The 16,535-nt window shown below is 40.1% G+C and carries 11 protein-coding genes and 1 pseudogene; 7 read left to right on the top strand and 5 right to left on the bottom strand.

What is annotated here, in order from left to right; all coding sequences use genetic code 11:
• The first annotated feature begins 127 nt into the window (after nt 1-127).
• Nucleotides 128-1,162 (top strand): PstS family phosphate ABC transporter substrate-binding protein, encoded by a 1,035-nt coding sequence (locus tag U2718_RS26330; protein WP_341997207.1) that lies wholly within the window; start codon nt 128-130, stop codon nt 1,160-1,162.
• Nucleotides 1,163-1,246: 84 nt separating this feature from the next.
• Nucleotides 1,247-2,298: pseudogene (locus tag U2718_RS26325) on the top strand (PstS family phosphate ABC transporter substrate-binding protein).
• Nucleotides 2,299-2,493: 195 nt separating this feature from the next.
• On the opposite strand, the gene U2718_RS26320 reads toward U2718_RS26325, so the two are convergent.
• Complete coding sequence (locus tag U2718_RS26320) at nt 2,494-3,252, bottom strand: Crp/Fnr family transcriptional regulator (RefSeq protein ID WP_016874375.1); 759 nt, start codon at nt 3,250-3,252, stop codon at nt 2,494-2,496.
• Between the two features lie 263 nt (nt 3,253-3,515).
• On the opposite strand from U2718_RS26320, the gene U2718_RS26315 reads away from it, so the two are divergent.
• Entirely contained in the window at nt 3,516-4,340 is an 825-nt protein-coding gene (locus tag U2718_RS26315; protein WP_341997209.1) for a DALR anticodon-binding domain-containing protein, read from the top strand.
• Nucleotides 4,341-4,711: 371 nt separating this feature from the next.
• Here the strand turns inward: U2718_RS26315 and U2718_RS26310 are convergent, their stop codons facing one another.
• Nucleotides 4,712-5,590, bottom strand: a complete 879-nt coding sequence (locus U2718_RS26310) for a Cof-type HAD-IIB family hydrolase (protein ID WP_341997212.1) — start codon at nt 5,588-5,590, stop codon at nt 4,712-4,714.
• A 631-nt stretch (nt 5,591-6,221) separates the two neighbouring features.
• Here U2718_RS26310 and U2718_RS26305 point away from each other — a divergent pair.
• Both U2718_RS26305 and polA read left to right on the top strand, forming a co-directional pair.
• A complete protein-coding gene (locus U2718_RS26305; protein WP_341997214.1) occupies nt 6,222-7,055 on the top strand; it encodes a DUF4114 domain-containing protein in 834 nt (277 codons plus the stop codon).
• A 48-nt stretch (nt 7,056-7,103) separates the two neighbouring features.
• Nucleotides 7,104-10,067: a DNA polymerase I gene (polA, locus tag U2718_RS26300; protein ID WP_341997216.1), complete on the top strand. Its 2,964-nt coding sequence runs from the start codon at nt 7,104-7,106 to the stop codon at nt 10,065-10,067.
• A gap of 104 nt (nt 10,068-10,171) precedes the next feature.
• Here the strand turns inward: polA and U2718_RS26295 are convergent, their stop codons facing one another.
• Nucleotides 10,172-11,944 (bottom strand): serine/threonine-protein kinase, encoded by a 1,773-nt coding sequence (locus U2718_RS26295; RefSeq protein WP_341997218.1) that lies wholly within the window; start codon nt 11,942-11,944, stop codon nt 10,172-10,174.
• A 399-nt stretch (nt 11,945-12,343) separates the two neighbouring features.
• On the bottom strand, nt 12,344-12,961 hold the full coding sequence (locus U2718_RS26290) for a PEP-CTERM sorting domain-containing protein (protein ID WP_341997220.1): 618 nt from the start codon (nt 12,959-12,961) through the stop codon (nt 12,344-12,346).
• A gap of 738 nt (nt 12,962-13,699) precedes the next feature.
• Here U2718_RS26290 and U2718_RS26285 point away from each other — a divergent pair.
• Nucleotides 13,700-13,945, top strand: coding sequence for a hypothetical protein (locus tag U2718_RS26285; RefSeq protein ID WP_341997222.1), 246 nt, complete (start codon nt 13,700-13,702; stop codon nt 13,943-13,945).
• A 244-nt stretch (nt 13,946-14,189) separates the two neighbouring features.
• Here U2718_RS26285 and U2718_RS26280 read toward each other — a convergent pair whose 3' ends face one another.
• Entirely contained in the window at nt 14,190-15,746 is a 1,557-nt protein-coding gene (locus tag U2718_RS26280; RefSeq protein ID WP_341997224.1) for a GTP-binding protein, read from the bottom strand.
• 218 nt (nt 15,747-15,964) lie between these two features.
• Here U2718_RS26280 and U2718_RS26275 point away from each other — a divergent pair, with 218 nt between their 5' ends.
• Nucleotides 15,965-16,489 carry a DUF937 domain-containing protein gene (locus tag U2718_RS26275; RefSeq protein ID WP_341997225.1) on the top strand — a complete coding sequence of 175 codons (525 nt, stop codon included), beginning with the start codon at nt 15,965-15,967 and terminating at the stop codon, nt 16,487-16,489.
• Nucleotides 16,490-16,535: the final 46 nt, after the last annotated feature.

The following is a 16,535-nucleotide window of genomic DNA, read 5'->3' as shown; positions in this document are numbered from 1 at the left end:
TTTCTCTTGAATTTGCAGCAGCCGTGAAGCCTTGATTAAAAATATGTAAGGTTAACCATTTCTTAACCTACATAAATTAATTAAAAGGTTGAAAATAGCTGTAATAGCAAAAATTTTAAAAACTTTGATGTCTAAAAAAAATGAAACTACAGTTTTAGTTTTAGCCTTAATGATTACCTTCGGGGTTGTAGGCGGTGGATCGTTATGGTTAGCAAATAATTCTGGTATCAAATTATTTGACGCTAACAATAATATGTCTCAAACTCTTAAACAACCTGATATTGATAATTTTGCCCAAATTCCAAATGTTCCAGCAGGCTTATTTAGCTACGGTGGTAGTACTACTTGGGCTCCAATTCGTAAAGAAGTTGATACAGCAGTTCAGACAGTATTTCCTCAATTTCAACTACGCTATACAGATCCAACTACAGGTGCTCCTGGTTCTGGAAGCGGAATTAAAATGCTGTTAAGTAACCAGCTAGCTTTTTCTCAGTCTTCACGTTCAATTAAAGACGAAGAATTTAAACAAGCACAACAACGAGGTTTTACACTCAAAGAAATTCCGGTAGCGATTGACGGCATTGCGATCGCAACTCACCCTCTCCTTAATATTCGCGGTTTAACAGTTGCCCAACTCAAAGATATCTACACTGGCAAAGTTACCAATTGGCAAGAATTAGGCGGGCCAAATTTAAAACTTACACCATATTCTCGCCGCCAACAAGAGGGAGGCACTGTAGAATTTTTTGGGGAAAATGTCTTAGCTGGAGAGAAATTTGGTAACAACGTTCAATTTATCTCTACTACAACCCAAGCTTTAAAAGAAGTAGCAAAAAATCCTGGCAGTATTTACTATGCCTCTGCCCCAGAAGTTATTGGCCAATGTAGCGTTAAATATCTGCCACTAGGGCGCTCCACTGATAAATTGATTCCTCCTTACCAAGAGCCATTTGTCCCTCTTTCTCAGTGTCCACAGAAACGCAACCAGCTCAATGTAGCTGCCTTTCAAAGTGGCGAATATCCCATCACCCGTAGATTATTTGTAATTGTTAAACAAAACAACCAAAGCGATCAGCAAGCAGGAGAAGCCTATGCTAACTTGCTGCTTACAAAGCAAGGTCAAGAATTAATCTCTAAAACTGGATTTGTCAGGATTCGATAATTAAATTTATTTAGTGGATAGTAGTTATTGGTTAGTGGTATTTTTTACAACCCATAACTAGCAACCAATATCTGGTAAATTACTATGTCACAAAAAAATGAGACACCAATTCTGGTAGTGTCCCTATTGATCACAGTAGGACTTATAGCTGGCGGCTTCTGGTGGTTTACAAGAAAAACTGACTTGAATTTAAATCGAGTCTCTAAATCTCAACCTACTATTCCCAGTCCTAATATTACCAAGCCAGAACCTAGCAGTAAGACTTTTGCTTCTGTCCAAAATGTGCCGACAGGATTATTCAACTATGGAGGCAGCACTTCTTGGGCACCAATTCGACTTACAGTTGATTCGGCAGTTCAAGCTGCACGACCAGAATTTAGACTACGTTACGTAGAACCTAATACTGGCACTCCTGGCTCTGGTACGGGTATTCAAGCCTTAATTGATAATAAATTAGCGTTTGCTCAATCGTCTCGACCAATCTTGGATGAGGAGTTAGCTCGTGCCAAGCAGCGTGGATTTAGTCTCCAACAAATTCCTGTAGCGATCGATGGTTTAGCAGTAGCAGTAAATCCCAATCTTCCAATTCCAGGACTGACCATAGACCAGTTAAGGTCAATTTACACTGGCAAAATCACAAATTGGAGCCAAGTCGGAGGCCCCAATATTCCTATTAATGCATATTCTCGTCGCCTGAGTGATGGCGGCACAGTGGAGCTTTTTTCCCAAGATATCTTGGGAAAAAAGCTTTTGGATCTAATGTAGAGTTTCTTTCTACGACCACCCAAGCCCTACAAAAAGTGGCTAGTAATCTTGGTGGTATATACTATGCTTCTGCCCCAGAAGTTGTTCCTCAATGTTCAATCAAGCCCTTGCCGTTGGGGCGAACACAAGGGCAATATATTTCTCCATACCAAGAGCCATTCGTTCTCCCTTCAGAATGCCCTGGTAATCGGAATAAATTGAACATTGAGGCCTTCCAGTCAGGAAATTACCCGATCACCCGCAGTCTGTTTGTGGTGGTCAAACAGAATGCTCAAACTGATGAGCGAGCGGGTACTGCTTATGCCAACTTAGTGCTAACTGAACAGGGACAAGAACTTATCTCCCAAGCGGGGTTTGTCAAAGTACGCTGACACCTGTCATGAGCATATAGCTAGAGTAGTGCTTGCTTTTGTACACACCTGTAGAATCTTGCATTTTTTATGAGAACAACAAGATTCATTTCAGTGCCTTCTCTGTTGAAGAGTAGCGCCTTCTCCTGAAGTTAGCGTGGTTGGTGCTATTTTTATGGTAAGGCTGCTTCTCATTAGAGATTGCGCGATCGTACTTTAGCTGGCTCTATTAATCGACTCTGCTGGCAAGCAGATGAGATTATCCCCTTGAGTTAAAATCAAGCCGCGTTGACGCAACTTGCCCATCAAACGGGTGACAGTGACACGAGTCGAACCAATGGCACTGCCAATTTGGGCATGGGTAAGAGGGAAAGGTAAACAATAACCACGAATAACTTCAGGATCGGTTTCGCTCATTGCCGGCTCTCCATATTCCTCAATTAATAATGTGAGAAATCCTAGAAGTCGGTCAATTGTGCGGCGTTGTCCTAAAGCACTCAGCCACAGCAACTTGCGCTGGTGCTGTAACCTGAAGGCATCCATCACTTCACGACGGAAGTGAGGCCAGTTGTCTAAGTCGTGCCAGTACATCCAGAGCACCATAGTTTGGTCAACATGTGCATAAGCCTGGAGCGTGAATGGTGACTGAGCAACAATTTCAAACGGCTGTCCTGCACCAACAAATCCCAAGAAAGCTTCTTCTGGAGTTCTATTAATGCGTCGAGACGTTAACTGACTGGCTGTAGCACTTACTTGGGCGGTTCCTACCATACGGATCGCACCCCTTTGCACCAAATACAGCAATCCAGGTCGGGCTGGAATGCGCTCATCTTTGCTAAAGGTGCGGCAGCGATAGTGTTCCTGAGCCCAATCAAGAATCCGTTGCCAAGTTAAAAAAGGCCGTGATGCCTCAGAAAAAGAGGATGGAGATTGCATAGGTAACAAAGAGCGTTCGGCTGAAGACAAAGACGTCATAAAAAGGTGCAAGGAGTGTCTTCTTGTTGGCTAGTCAGGCTTAACACCTAACAGTGCCAGCCATCTAAAAGGTAGAAACTGAGCTTCTACTCTTTTGTATACTTATTACTGTACAATGATTGTAGTAAAATTTACTCTGTTTCAAAAAAAATTTGCACAATTCTAATTTTTCTTTCTCTAAATTAAAGTTCTATCCTAAGACAGATGACATAAAATTAACATTTCTCAAATATTCTAATTTTACCGTATTAACTATGCATTAAATGCTACAAGTTAGCAAATACACATCAATTAAACAGTTAGTACATTATTACTTGATGACTTCATTGAGTATTTATACTAAAGCTCATAGAATTGAATGCATAGTAGATAAGATAATTCCTCTATCTAAAGGAAGAGATAGTGAACGAGTTTTGTACATCACAGGTATTGCACTTAGGTTATCGAAATATGAGAATCTGCCTGCGATGGAAATTGCCAATGCGATCGCCTCTCATTTATTGATAGAGTCTAGCGACGTTTTCAGAGTTAGAATTATCCCGCCTGGCTGGATTCATTTAGAATTGGTTCATCTAGCTCTAGCTGCTTGGTTGAAAAAACTTGTATCCCTTGGAGTGGAAAAAGGGGGTACGAACAAAGAAATTGTCCTTGCGCCAGAGCATCCCGATGTCCAATTGTCTTCGTCTGTGTTTCCGGTTCAGTATGCTCATGCACGCTGCTGCTCGTTAATGCGATTAGCTCGGCAAGAAGAATTGTTTATTTCAACTGATGTAATATCTTGGTTGAACACAGAGCAAAAACTACGGTTCAATCATCCTGCTGAATTTCGTCTTATGAATGAATTGGTGCAAGTGATGGATGAATTAGAATATTCATCTACTGAGGCTTGGGTGAGGTGGGAAAAAGCGGCGCTTTCTCTAAGCCAGGCTTTTGAAAATTTCTGGTGCAATTGCCGCATTTGGGGTGAGGTTAAAACTACTTCACCAGAATTAGCCCTAGTTAGGCATGGATTGATCATAGCTACTCAATGGGTTTTAAAATTTCTGTTGGAGGAAAAATTAAATGCTTTTGCTCCTTTTGAATTATGAAGATGGCATGAAGTACAAAACTACTTCAACTGTCAGTAAAAGTTTTAAATGCTTTTCATAAAACAATAAATTCAAATGTATATCACTGACATTAATCAAAATTTTTGTAACAAGTATTGACTGGTTGAATCACTTAAGATATATTATCTGGTGTGTGAGGAGCGAACCAGCGAGGGTACCGAGACGAAACACGGCCAGTCGTCGGTACCCTTTCTGATTTTTAGATGAGCGATACGCTTTTCGCCATCTTTTTCTATTTTGAGAGACTATAGATAATAAGAAGTCCTGCACTCGTTAAATAGCAGGACTAAGTAGCTAAGATAAATGTGCTAGTAAATCTTAAGAGCTAATTTGTTTACTGCCGTTCTTCATTAAAGCAGTAGTGTTTCAATTGCCACTGCTACCCCGTTTTCTTCAACATTAGGTGCAATCCAATTAGCGATCGCTTGTACTTGTAGAGGCGCATTGCCCATTGCGACACTGATGCCAGCATAATTGAACATTTCCACATCATTAAAGTTATCACCAATAGTCATAACATTGTGAGATTGTAGTCCTAGTTGTTCTTCAGCTATGTAGCGTACTGCTGTTCCTTTGTTCGCAAAAGGGTTAGTTGCTTCAAAGAATGTAGCAACAGATTTGGTGAGATACAGTTCAGCAGGAGTGTATTGACTAGCCAAAGAGCCTAGTAAGTTGTCAATAATATCTGTGTCATCACATAAAGCCAAAATTTTTGTAGGTTCGTTGCTCAAGACTTGGCGTAAGTCACCTACGGGAATGGGGATAATACCAGAACGTTCTGCGTAAATTTGAGTTTCTACTGTGACTTCTCGGACGTAGAGTTGATCATTTATATAAAAGTGGACAGACAACAGCGATCGCAGTTCTGGTTGTTCAAAATAATCCAATAGCTGCTCGGCAATTTCCCTAGAAACAGGTAAATGTCGATGCATTGTTTGAGAGACTGGGTCTTGAATCCACGCTCCTTGATAGGCTATTAAAGGCAAAGTAGAGTTAATTTCTTGATGGAAACGCAAGGCAGAGCGATACATTCTGCCTGTCGCGATGACTACCTTAACTCCTTGGGCTTGCACCGTACTAATTGCTTGCTTCACGGGTTCGGTAATGATGTTCGATTGCCCGGCAATAGTTCCATCTATATCTAAAACAAGTAATTTAATGTCTGTAGATTGTGCAGCAATATCTGCAATACCAACTGATTCTAAGTGACGGGCAGATGCTTTCTGCATAAATTTAGTTGCTAATACTATAAAGTCCCAGCTAAGAGGTTATCAGGTTAAACCAGAAAATAGGAGTAGAATCTGGTGAAATAACCTCACAAGAAAATAGCGAGAACAGTTGAGTTCAGCCCCAATCACGTAGACACAACAGCAGTAAGCAGCACGTTGAACAGCTTTCAGAGGTAGCGACTGCGTTCATTGGTGGTGTTCTCGTAGATTATCCGGAGAACTTACCGTAAGAGTATACGAACCCCGTACTCCTACTCTACGAGAAGGGCTATTCTGGGAGAAGCTCTTCAAGGGAGAGTGGGGTAGAGTTACAACGAACAGAGAACAGAAATTTTTATACTTTGTTGTGAATATTAAGTTCTTGGGTATCTAAATAAAAAAGACGACTGATATTTTGTGGTAATTATTACTCTTGACAAATTAATGATAGTTCTAAATTAGAAAACTAACGTATAAATAATTTTTACTAAATCCAAGTAATTACTGAATAGCTACATAAATATTAAAGAGTCCACCAAAACAGATTTTGAATATAGACAATTCTCTAAAAACTAAGATATCAATTAAATTAATTAAGCCTCATTGCTTAACGAACTTTTCAGATTTTGAGTACAGATTAGAAAGCAATTATATGTTGAAAAAAACTTTGACAGGATTAGTTTTTGCGACTACTGCCTTGACTGGATTCTTGTCTCAAGTAAATACTGCATCTGCTGCTGGTTTTACATGGAATAATTCATGGCAACAACCACTAATACAAGGCAAACAAACAACTGGTTTTAATGACACTCCTTTCCAGCAATATGTGCAAGCAGAAAGAGTTGCACTGCCAAATAGTGGACAATTTCAATTAGATCCTAGTAAGTTATTCATGAAATACAGTCACGATGTTAATGTTTATTTCATTAACGAAGGTGCTGGTTATAGAAACCAGTTAGCTTATCAAGCAACAGGAGCTACGAACAAAACGGGGCTGGTATTTAATGACATTGCTTGTAGTGGCTCTGGGTGTGTGGGTAACTGGGGTGGTGATACATTAAAGCTCGGCGATGGAGTCAATCTTGGCAATGTTGCAGGAGGCACTCTATTGGATTTTTGGTTAAGGGCTGATGGCTTAAACCGTGGTGATTCTGCTAATATTTTTGGGACTAAAACTTCCTCAAATGCAGATGGGTTGCAGCACGTGGTTGCCTATGCTGTCGGTAATTACATTTTGATGGGTTTTGAGGATCTGTATGGCGCTTTGGGTGCTACAGGAAAAGATCCGAAGACTGGCAGAACAAATGAAGCTTCTGATCGTGACTTTAATGATGTTATTGTCGTTCTTGATATTGGTGCCGATAACGTTAGAGCTTTAACATCTGTTCCTGAACCGACAGTAACTTTATCAGTGTTAGGTGTGGGAGCATTAGGTATGCTAAAACTACGTCGTCGTCGCCAAAATCAAGTAGAAAAATCATCGTAACCTCAAATTAACTCTGACACGACGGAAGCAGCTGGTTACAATAAGGCTATGTCCCAAACAACACCTCCAAACCACTTGGCTTCCGCTTTTTCCAACTCAACACGCCCCACGTTCATCCTTATTGATGGACACTCACTAGCATTTCGTTCTTACTACGCTTTTGCTAAAGGAAGAGACGGCGGGCTGAAAACTAAGACGGGGATTCCTACTAGTGTATGTTACGGCTTTCTGAAATCTCTTTTGGAGGTAATGGCAAACCAACAACCACAAGCAATAGCAGTGGCTTTTGATTTGGGTTTGCCTACCTTTCGCCACGAAGCTGACGACACCTACAAAGCCGATCGCCCTGGCACACCAGAAGACTTTATTCCTGATTTAAAAAATCTCCATGAGTTGTTGGATGGACTGAATCTGAAAATTCTGACAGCTCCTGGTTATGAAGCAGATGATGTTTTGGGAACTCTAGCACAACAAGCTACTGTTGCTGGTTATAAGGTTAAGATTCTGACAGGCGATCGCGACTTATTTCAACTTATCGATCCTGAGAAAGAAATTAGTGTTCTGTATTTTAGTCCAGAAGCTCTCAAGCGTTCTACAGCTACAAATGGTATTACTGAGTTTGGACGAGAGCAAGTTCAAGAAAAACTCGGTGTTTTACCTTCACAAATTGTCGATTTTAAAGCCCTTTGTGGTGATAAATCAGATAACATTCCTGGTGTTAAGGGAATAGGTGAAAAAACTGCTGTACAGCTACTTAATACTTATGGTTCTCTAGATAAAATATATGCTTCTTTACCTGAAATTAAAGGTGCAATTAAGCAAAAATTAGAAGCTGGCAAACAAGATGCCGAAAAATCAAAGTATTTGGCAGCAATTGTGATTGATGTTCCTCTAGAAGTAAATTTAGAAGAGTGTCGATTAAAAGGGTTTGATAGCAGTGTTTTAGCACCTATTTTAGAAAAGCTAGAATTTAAAACTTTTTTAGGTAAGATTAACGAACTACAACAAAAGTTTGGTGGCACTGTTGCACAAATATCTTCTCCTACAACAGAAGAGCTAGCCGAAATTCAAGAAGAAAATCAAGATAATGATTTGTGGTTTTTTAGTGCTGTTGATACAGCATTGGCTCAACAACAGCCACAGTCCAGTGTCGCCATTAAACCACGTATTATTGATACAAAAGCTAAATTAACTGAGTTAATAAATCAATTACAGCAATTAACTAACCCTAATATACCTGTCGCTTGGGATACTGAAACTAGCGATTTGGAACCACGAGATGCTGAGTTAGTAGGAATTGGCTGCTGTTGGGGAATCCAGCTAGATGAAGTAGCTTACATTCCGATTGGACATAAGACTGGCGAAAATTTAGATAAAAATGTTGTGCTCCAAGCACTACGCCCAATTCTTGAAAATGTTAATTATCCTAAAGCTTTGCAAAATGCCAAGTTTGACCGCTTGATTCTGCACTCTCAAGGAATTAACTTAGCAGGGGTAGTGTTTGATCCTATGCTTGCAAGTTATCTCCTCAATCCTGATGGTAGCCACAATTTGAGTGATTTAGCTCAAAAATATTTGGGATTGACAGCAAAAAGTTATGCAGATTTAGTACCTAAAAGTAAAACAATCGCTGATTTAGACATTCCAACTGTTGCAGACTATTGCGGGATGGATGTTTACGCGACGTTTCAATTAGTGGCGAAATTGCGTGCAGAATTAGAGAAAGTTCCTGCTTTATATAAGTTATTAGTGGAAGTAGAACAACCACTGGAGCCTGTTTTGGCGGATATGGAATATCAGGGAATCCGCATCAACACAGCTTATTTGCAAGAACTTTCGCAGCAGATAGAAACGGATTTAGCGAAGTTGGAACAGCAAGTTTATGATATTGCAGGAGAAAAATTCAACTTGGGTTCTCCTAAACAATTGAGTCAGATATTATTTGAGAAATTAAAATTAAGTATCAAACATTCTCGAAAAATACAAACGGGATATTCTACCGATGCAGCCACACTGGAAAAATTAAGAGAAGTTGATACAACTGGTATTATTGATGCCATCATTGAGTATCGCACTTTGGCTAAATTAAAGTCTACTTATGTCGATGCTTTGCCATCATTGGTGCGTTCCGATACTCAACGAGTACATACAGATTTTAATCAAACAACTACATCTACTGGCAGGTTGTCTTCTTCCAATCCCAATTTACAAAACATCCCGATTCGTACTGCTTTTAGTCGCCAAATTCGTAAGGCATTCATACCAGAGCCAGGATGGTTGATAGTGGCTGCTGATTATTCGCAAATTGAATTAAGAATACTGGCACATTTGAGTCAAGAACCAGTATTAATTGAGGCTTATCAAAATAATGAAGATATTCACACAGTCACAGCACGACTGATGTTTGAAAAAGAAGATATAACTTCAGAAGAACGCCGAGTAGCAAAAACTATTAACTTTGGTGTGATTTATGGCATGGGTTCATTAAAATTTTCGCGTTCTACTGGTGTGGATAAAGCACTGGCTAACGAATTTATTAAGCGATTTAGTAAACGTTATTCTAAGATTTTTGAATATTTAGAAGGATTAAAAAAACAAGCGATCGCTCAAGGTTATGTGGAAACAATTCTCGGACGTCGGCGTTATTTTGAGTTTACCAGTAATAGCCTGCGTAATTTAAAAGGCAGTAAACCAGAAGATATTGATTTGAGTAAATTAAAGAATTTGGGTGCCTACGATGCAGGTTTACTGCGCTCTGCTGCCAATGCCCCAATTCAAGGCTCTAGCGCGGATATTATTAAAATTGCAATGATCAGGCTGCACGAAATTCTGCAAAATTATCAGGCGCGGTTATTGTTACAAGTTCATGATGAATTGGTGTTTGAAGTTCCTCCTGAAGAGTGGGAAGAATTACAACCACAAATTAAGTCAGTGATGGAAAATGCTGTGCAGTTGCGCGTACCTTTAGTTGTAGATGTGCGCGCAGGTGAAAACTGGATGGAGACGAAATAATCAGCAGGTTAAGTAGCTGGGCATAATTAAATGTAGAATGCCAATCTTTACAACCTGTTTAGGAAGGCTATTTTACCTTCTGCCCTCTGCCATCTGCCTTCTACTTATAAACGTGTTTGTAGTTGAGTATTTACCTCTTGCAATTCGCTTTCAGGATCGAAAGATTGTAGATTTGTGTTTGTACGACTGCGATTAACCACCTCCTTAATTTTTACCGTGCTAAGTATTTTTGATTGAGCTAGCTTTTGAGCTTCACCTTGTAGGCGTTGCTTGTGAGTGTACTCAATTAACTTAAGTTGAGCGGTTGCATACACCGACGTATTTTTGGGAATTTGTTGAAGATATTTGATCGCATCCTCAAATTTGCTTACTGCTGCTTGACGGTAAGCTTGTTGTAGTAAGAAAACTGCCCTTACTTGTTTTTTTTGGTTATATTCAGCTAACTTTTGTTGTACTAAAGTGTTCGCAGATGATTGTGGAGGAATTTGGCGCAGATAAGTTAAAGCAGTATTGAAATCTTTGACTGATGCTTTTTGGTAAGCTTTTGTTAACAGTTTATGGGTTTGTGTCTCGATTTTAACTTTTGCTTGCTCAACTATTTTGTCTGTTTTTGTCTGCCAATACAAATTATCAGGAACTTGAGATGCCGCATTCAGTGCATCTACCCATCTACCTTCATGCAAAGCTTTTTCAGCTGTTAAATAATTTTCAGCAGCAGTTTGCCACTGATTTTGCCATTTTTCGATGGTAGCTTGAGCTTCTGGATAGACATTGCTGCTTGAAGGAATTTTTTTTGCTAGAGCGATCGCTTCTTCTAAATCTCCTGCTTGATATGCTTTCGTTGCTTCATATAAAGTATCTGTTTCTGAGTGAACAGGAGAATTATTGACTAAGGCATATGCCCCAAAACCCATAGCCAATGAGTTTGCGACTAATCCAACTTTCATACCCAATAGTAGAGATGATTTGGAGGATTTGCAATGTTTATTATTTTCGGTTTTGGATGGGTTTGGCAATACAGTACTCTGCCCATTACCTGTTGATATTTGCTTGAGTGCTTGTAGTACTTCAGTTGTTGATTGAAAACGATCTTGGTGATTGTGGCGGATCATTTGGCTGAGGATAGCAGCGAGGCGATCGCTAACTGAAATATGCTCAGAACGCCAAATCATCTCGTTGCTACGAGGATCTGTTTTTAATTGCAATGGAGAAAGCCCCGTCAAAGCTTGGATTGCAATCATACCCAAAGCATAAATATCACTATTAGGTTGTGTTTGACCAATAAATTGTTCTGGCGGAATATATCCTAATGAGGTAACGGGAAATTTATCAATAGGCAATACTGCATCTGAGCCACAACCAATCGTCTGGATAGAACCAAAGTCGATTAAAACTAACTTACCATCACAAGCACGCCTGATTAAGTTATCTGGCTTAATGTCGCAGTGAATTACTCCTTGAGAATGAACGAATTGCAGAATACTTAGTACATCTTGTAACAATTCGATAACTTCACTTTCATTCCAGGAATAGCCCAAATGTTGGTGAATTGGTAATTCTGCGGTTAGAGCATGCCCTTCAATAAACTCTTGCACTAAGTAAAAACGCTGTTTTTCTTGAAAACAGGCAATCAGTTTGGGAATTTGTTTGTGTTTTCCCAAATACTTGAGAGTTTCAGTTTCACTGAGAAAGTGTAACCTCTGAGTTTGTAAGTACTCTGGTTGGGAACTAGAAACCTTGAGCTGCTTGATTACACATTTATGTTGTTCTTGTTCAAGATCTATAGCAATGTATGTTTGCCCAAAAACACCTGCATCAAGGATTTGCACAATTTGGTAACGTCCTTGCAGAACTTTACCAATCATGTGATTAGTCATAATCGCTGGTTAATTGCATACTTGTTATTTATTTTTTCGGATAATATCTGTTACTTCCGGAATTGTTATGTAACAAGTAGTAGAAAGTACCTTACAGGCTAGAAGCCTGAAGCTAGAGGAATAAAACTCGCCTACGCAGGCTATGTAAAAAAGGGGTTGAACAAGTAGATTTACTATCATATCAAGTCCAGCTAATCACTTAAGATTAAAATCTCTCTGCATCTCCCCTTCTGGTTTCCCGCATTTACCTTAATGATAAGTATTTAAGTGGACATGATATCACCTTTGTTTACCAAAAAAATAAAAGGGATTCTCTTTTGTTTTTTTGAGAACCCCTTTGTAAATATCAGCATCTAACAACTTGAGTTAAATGCTGACATATTTTGAAAACTATCCTGTTTAGGAAGCTTTAGCTTTTTGCTGCTTACGTTTCATCCACAACCCCATAGCACCAGCAACTGCTGTACCAGCAATAGTAATCGGTTCAGGTACAGGTTCACTTTTACCAGAAACTATAGCAATACTTCCAAAGGAACCGTCAAATGGATTATAGTCTTGGAACCCACCCTGGATCTTACCCTCTCCTTTAAATCCTGGTGGAAAGACTACAGAAAGAACTGAGAATGATGGAGGAGGAGTAAAGTCTGCTTCTGTAAAGCGGAGTGCATTTGTTTGTACAAAAGCGGAGTTGTTAGGAATCGATTTAGAGAATTTTTTCACAAAGTTGTTGGAGGAGTCAAATAAACTAACTTCCCAGTTCTGCAAAAACACTCCGGGGCCGTTATCTGGTAGTTTATCCGTATCTACTTCATAAGTTCCTTTAAAATAACCACCTCCCAAGAGCGTAGGTAGCCCAACTGAACCTGTGACAGCTTCGGGAGCAAACTGCCCAGAGATGTTGAATGCGGTGATGCTTGCAGCACTAACGGGGGCAGTTCCTACTGCACCAAGCATAGTAGCGCCAAGAACTGCGGTGGCAGCGAGCTGAGATAACTTTTTTGATGTTGCGTTAAGCATGAGTTTTGTTTTTCCAACAGTCAAAGACAAAAATCGAGAAGTTTTTTGCAAAATTTCGTAAAAGCTACACTTGTGTTAGGTACTTTGAGCCGCTGCTGTAGAAAAACGCTTGGTAGCATCTCTACACTAATTAAAATCGACTACAAGCATGAGAAAGATTAGTCGCTTTTAACTACATTGAGCTCTCCCACTTCGGAAATTAATATCCGGGCAGCTTTTGTATATTTGCAAAAAGTCTAGTGATTGCGACATTTCTGTATAAACAGCAATGCTCACGCACACAAACTTGTATCAGTTTCTATATGAAGTCTGTAAATTTTGGCAGCGATTAACTATCACTACGCAGCTTTAATGTATAGATTCAAGACTATATATAGGTCTTTTCCCTCTACATTTTCAGCTTAATCCCAGAATCTTGAGATTAAGTTCTATTTTTTACAGCTACTTCACAAGAGTTAATAGTGGCAATATTACTGAAAAATGGCAAGAATGTTTGTAACTTTTTAATCTAAGCTTTAGATTTAAATGTTAAATTTTGTTACAAATATCTAAGAAGCTACTAACCCAAGTTGTTAGCTAACCCAAAATGCAAGTCTGAATGACTAGAATTCAAAAGTGCGATCGCATTACTCAAATCTTGCACCTCGCCCTACAACGCCTGGAACTGAAGTACCAGGCTTATAGCTAAAGTCAGTTTTAACTGACTGAAATATATATTCAGTAAGCTTGAATCTCTAGATGAGCGATCGCCCGCTTGCTGGATTGTGTCTCAATCAGCTAAAGCATTTGCGACTATACAAAGTATGCCTCTCTAAAGCAGGATTATTCTCTCAGGCAATAGGCGATCACGCTGTGAATAGCTGGCACGCTGTGAATAGCTGGAAAGTAGCCAAGAGCAGAGAACGCATCAAGGAAGCGTTAGACAGGTTTATCAGTGAAGTTATATTGTCGTTAGATCACCAACTTGTGTTGTTAGATCACTGACCTGTGTCGTTAGATCGCGATAAGCTGACGTTAGATCACTGACCTGTGTTGTTAGATCACGATAAGCTGACGTTAGATCATCAACCTGTGTCGTTAGATCACTAACCTGTGTCGTTCTACCACTTCTTCTAAGATACAAGGTGTATTACGGCGGAACACCTAACGCACCCCGATAGACGTTTAAGATGGTGCGTTGCGCTGCACGACAACGCACCTTACTATTGTTTTATGTTTAATTAACTGATTAACCCTTTATTTCTTCATCCTGTTCAACTACCTCAGCTCTCTGTGCTAAAGGCTTTACTACTCGTGCGATCGCTTCCTGAATAAATGCCTTAATAAATTCGTCGCGGCGATTGAGTTGAAACTGACGCTGAACAACTTCTGTCATCCCACCATCGCCCCAATCTTGATCGTTACGAAAATACTCAATAAAACTTTTACCGGCAATGCGTGTCAGATATGCCGCTGTTACACCTTGAATCGCCCTGCCAATAATAAAAGTACCGACATTCAATTGCAAAGCGGTAGAAAGTAACTGAATTGCACCTTTAACAATTCCTAAACCAGCAATTGTTTTTGCCAGGGAAAGCGCTAGTTCGCGCCCGCGTTCCAAATTTAATTCACAACCGTAGACTCTGCCAAGTTCCACTACCATTTGAGCATTGACAGCAGCGGTTGCTAGCAAATCTACTACTGGTAATGGAGTCACCGACACCACGCCAGCACCGATCCATTGATATCTTTCTACAATTTTGTCAGCTTGACGGCGACGTTGAGCATCAATTAGTTTTCGCGCTTCTTCTCCCAAGCGCAAGGATTGCAGAAGAATATTATCTGCTACTAAATCTTCACCTTCTGCTCGCAAAATTGCCGCCATCCGTCGTAGTAATGGTAATATTTCTGGCTCAGGCTGGAAAATTTCCCCATTTTCTAATTGTGCAGGTTGGGGATTGGCTGCGATCGCTACCACGTCACCAGGAGCAATAAATCCCCGTACTCTTTGCCGCAACCGTGCTAAGATTGACTCTTTATCTTCTTCTGTATATAAATCAGTCTTATTTAGGATCAGTAGAGAACGCTTGCCGATTTCTGCCAATGCTCGCAATGGTTCATACTCCGATCGCCGTAAGTCATTATCCACCACAAACAACAGCAAATCTGCTTCTGTTGCCAGTTCTCGTGCCATTTGTTCCCTTTCGGTTCCCGCTACCCCCGCCTCTAATATTCCTGGTGTATCGGTAATTAAAATTTTGCGTTCTAAACCTTTTAAGCGCAGACAATAAGTTTCACCTGCCTGGGTTGTTCCCATCGGCGCATCTACCCTGCCTACCATGCGTCCCATAATCGCATTTACCAAAGAAGTTTTGCCAGCACTGCCCGTACCAAACACGACAACTTGAATTTCACCACGTGCCAAATTCACTTCAATTTCTCGCGATTTACTTAGTAATGCTTGGCGTGTGACTTCGTCTTGAATTTGGGATACCTGTTGCCTGACAGCTTCTAAGGTAGAAGAGGCTGCTTCGGATTTAGCAGCAGGAATTTGCACTTGCCTAACTTTTCTGTTTCGGCGTCGGGAACGCTGCTCGCCTTCCCGAATGATCACAAAATAATAGATAAAGGTGGCTATTAATGCTCCAATCAAGACAATGAGCAAAAACAGCAATAAATTCCCCAACAACGGAGAACTCCAGGTTAACTGCCCATAAAGCCGAGTTAGAGAATCAATTAGCCACAGACTGAGTCCTAAAATGACGATCAGCCCGATAATTAGTGTGACGATGCGCGACAGAGGCATGGTGGCAAATGCTAGTGAAACTATTTACGCACATGCTTCTAATCTTAATAGTTCCAGTGTTTTTCAACAGAGTTAGAGAGAAACTTCTATTAATGCGATCGCTCTACCAATTGCTAGAGGCATTATTTTAGTAAAAAACCTTATTTTTTTTATAGCCGTATTAGCCAGCACTAACAATTTGGTTTTGTTGGCATGAGTAAAAAGGGAGAAACAAGCTTATGAGGCTTTTTGAGCAAATTATCAATGCAATTGACAATCCCAATCAGCAAGGCAGTACTAGTCAGTTGGGTGATATTCTCAACACTGTACAGCAATTGAGTAATAACACTGGTACAAGCCCATCTACCATGCAATCAGCTTTGGGTATTTTAGGTGGTTACGTGCGATCGGCTTTACGAGAAAAGCAAGCTAACTATGGCAATCAAGAAGCGCAAGCTGTAGTCAATCAATATAGCGGCACCTCCCCTAATCCCCAAGCTGTAGCTAGTTTATTTTCACCGATGATGCAACAGCAAGTGGCAGAAGCGATCGCCCAACGCACGGGGATGAATGCAAATATGATTCAACAATTGTTACCGCTGTTGGTTCCTTTAGTACTGAATTTTTTGCGAACTGGTGCAAATGCCCAAAATCCTCAGACTGGCGGAAATTCTGTGTTAAATTCCTTTCTTGACACCGATGGCGATGGTGATGTAGACATTACTGATGCAATGCAAACGGCTCTGCGGTATTTGGGTAGATAATTGATAGTTGGTAGTTGGTTGTGGATTTGGAATAAATAAATATCTT

Origin of the sequence: Chlorogloeopsis sp. ULAP02 (assembly GCF_038404745.2) — a bacterium.
Classification (GTDB): Bacteria; Cyanobacteriota; Cyanobacteriia; order Cyanobacteriales; family Nostocaceae; genus Chlorogloeopsis.
Note: the sequence above shows the minus strand (reverse complement) of the source record. Positions and strands in the feature narration are given on the sequence as shown.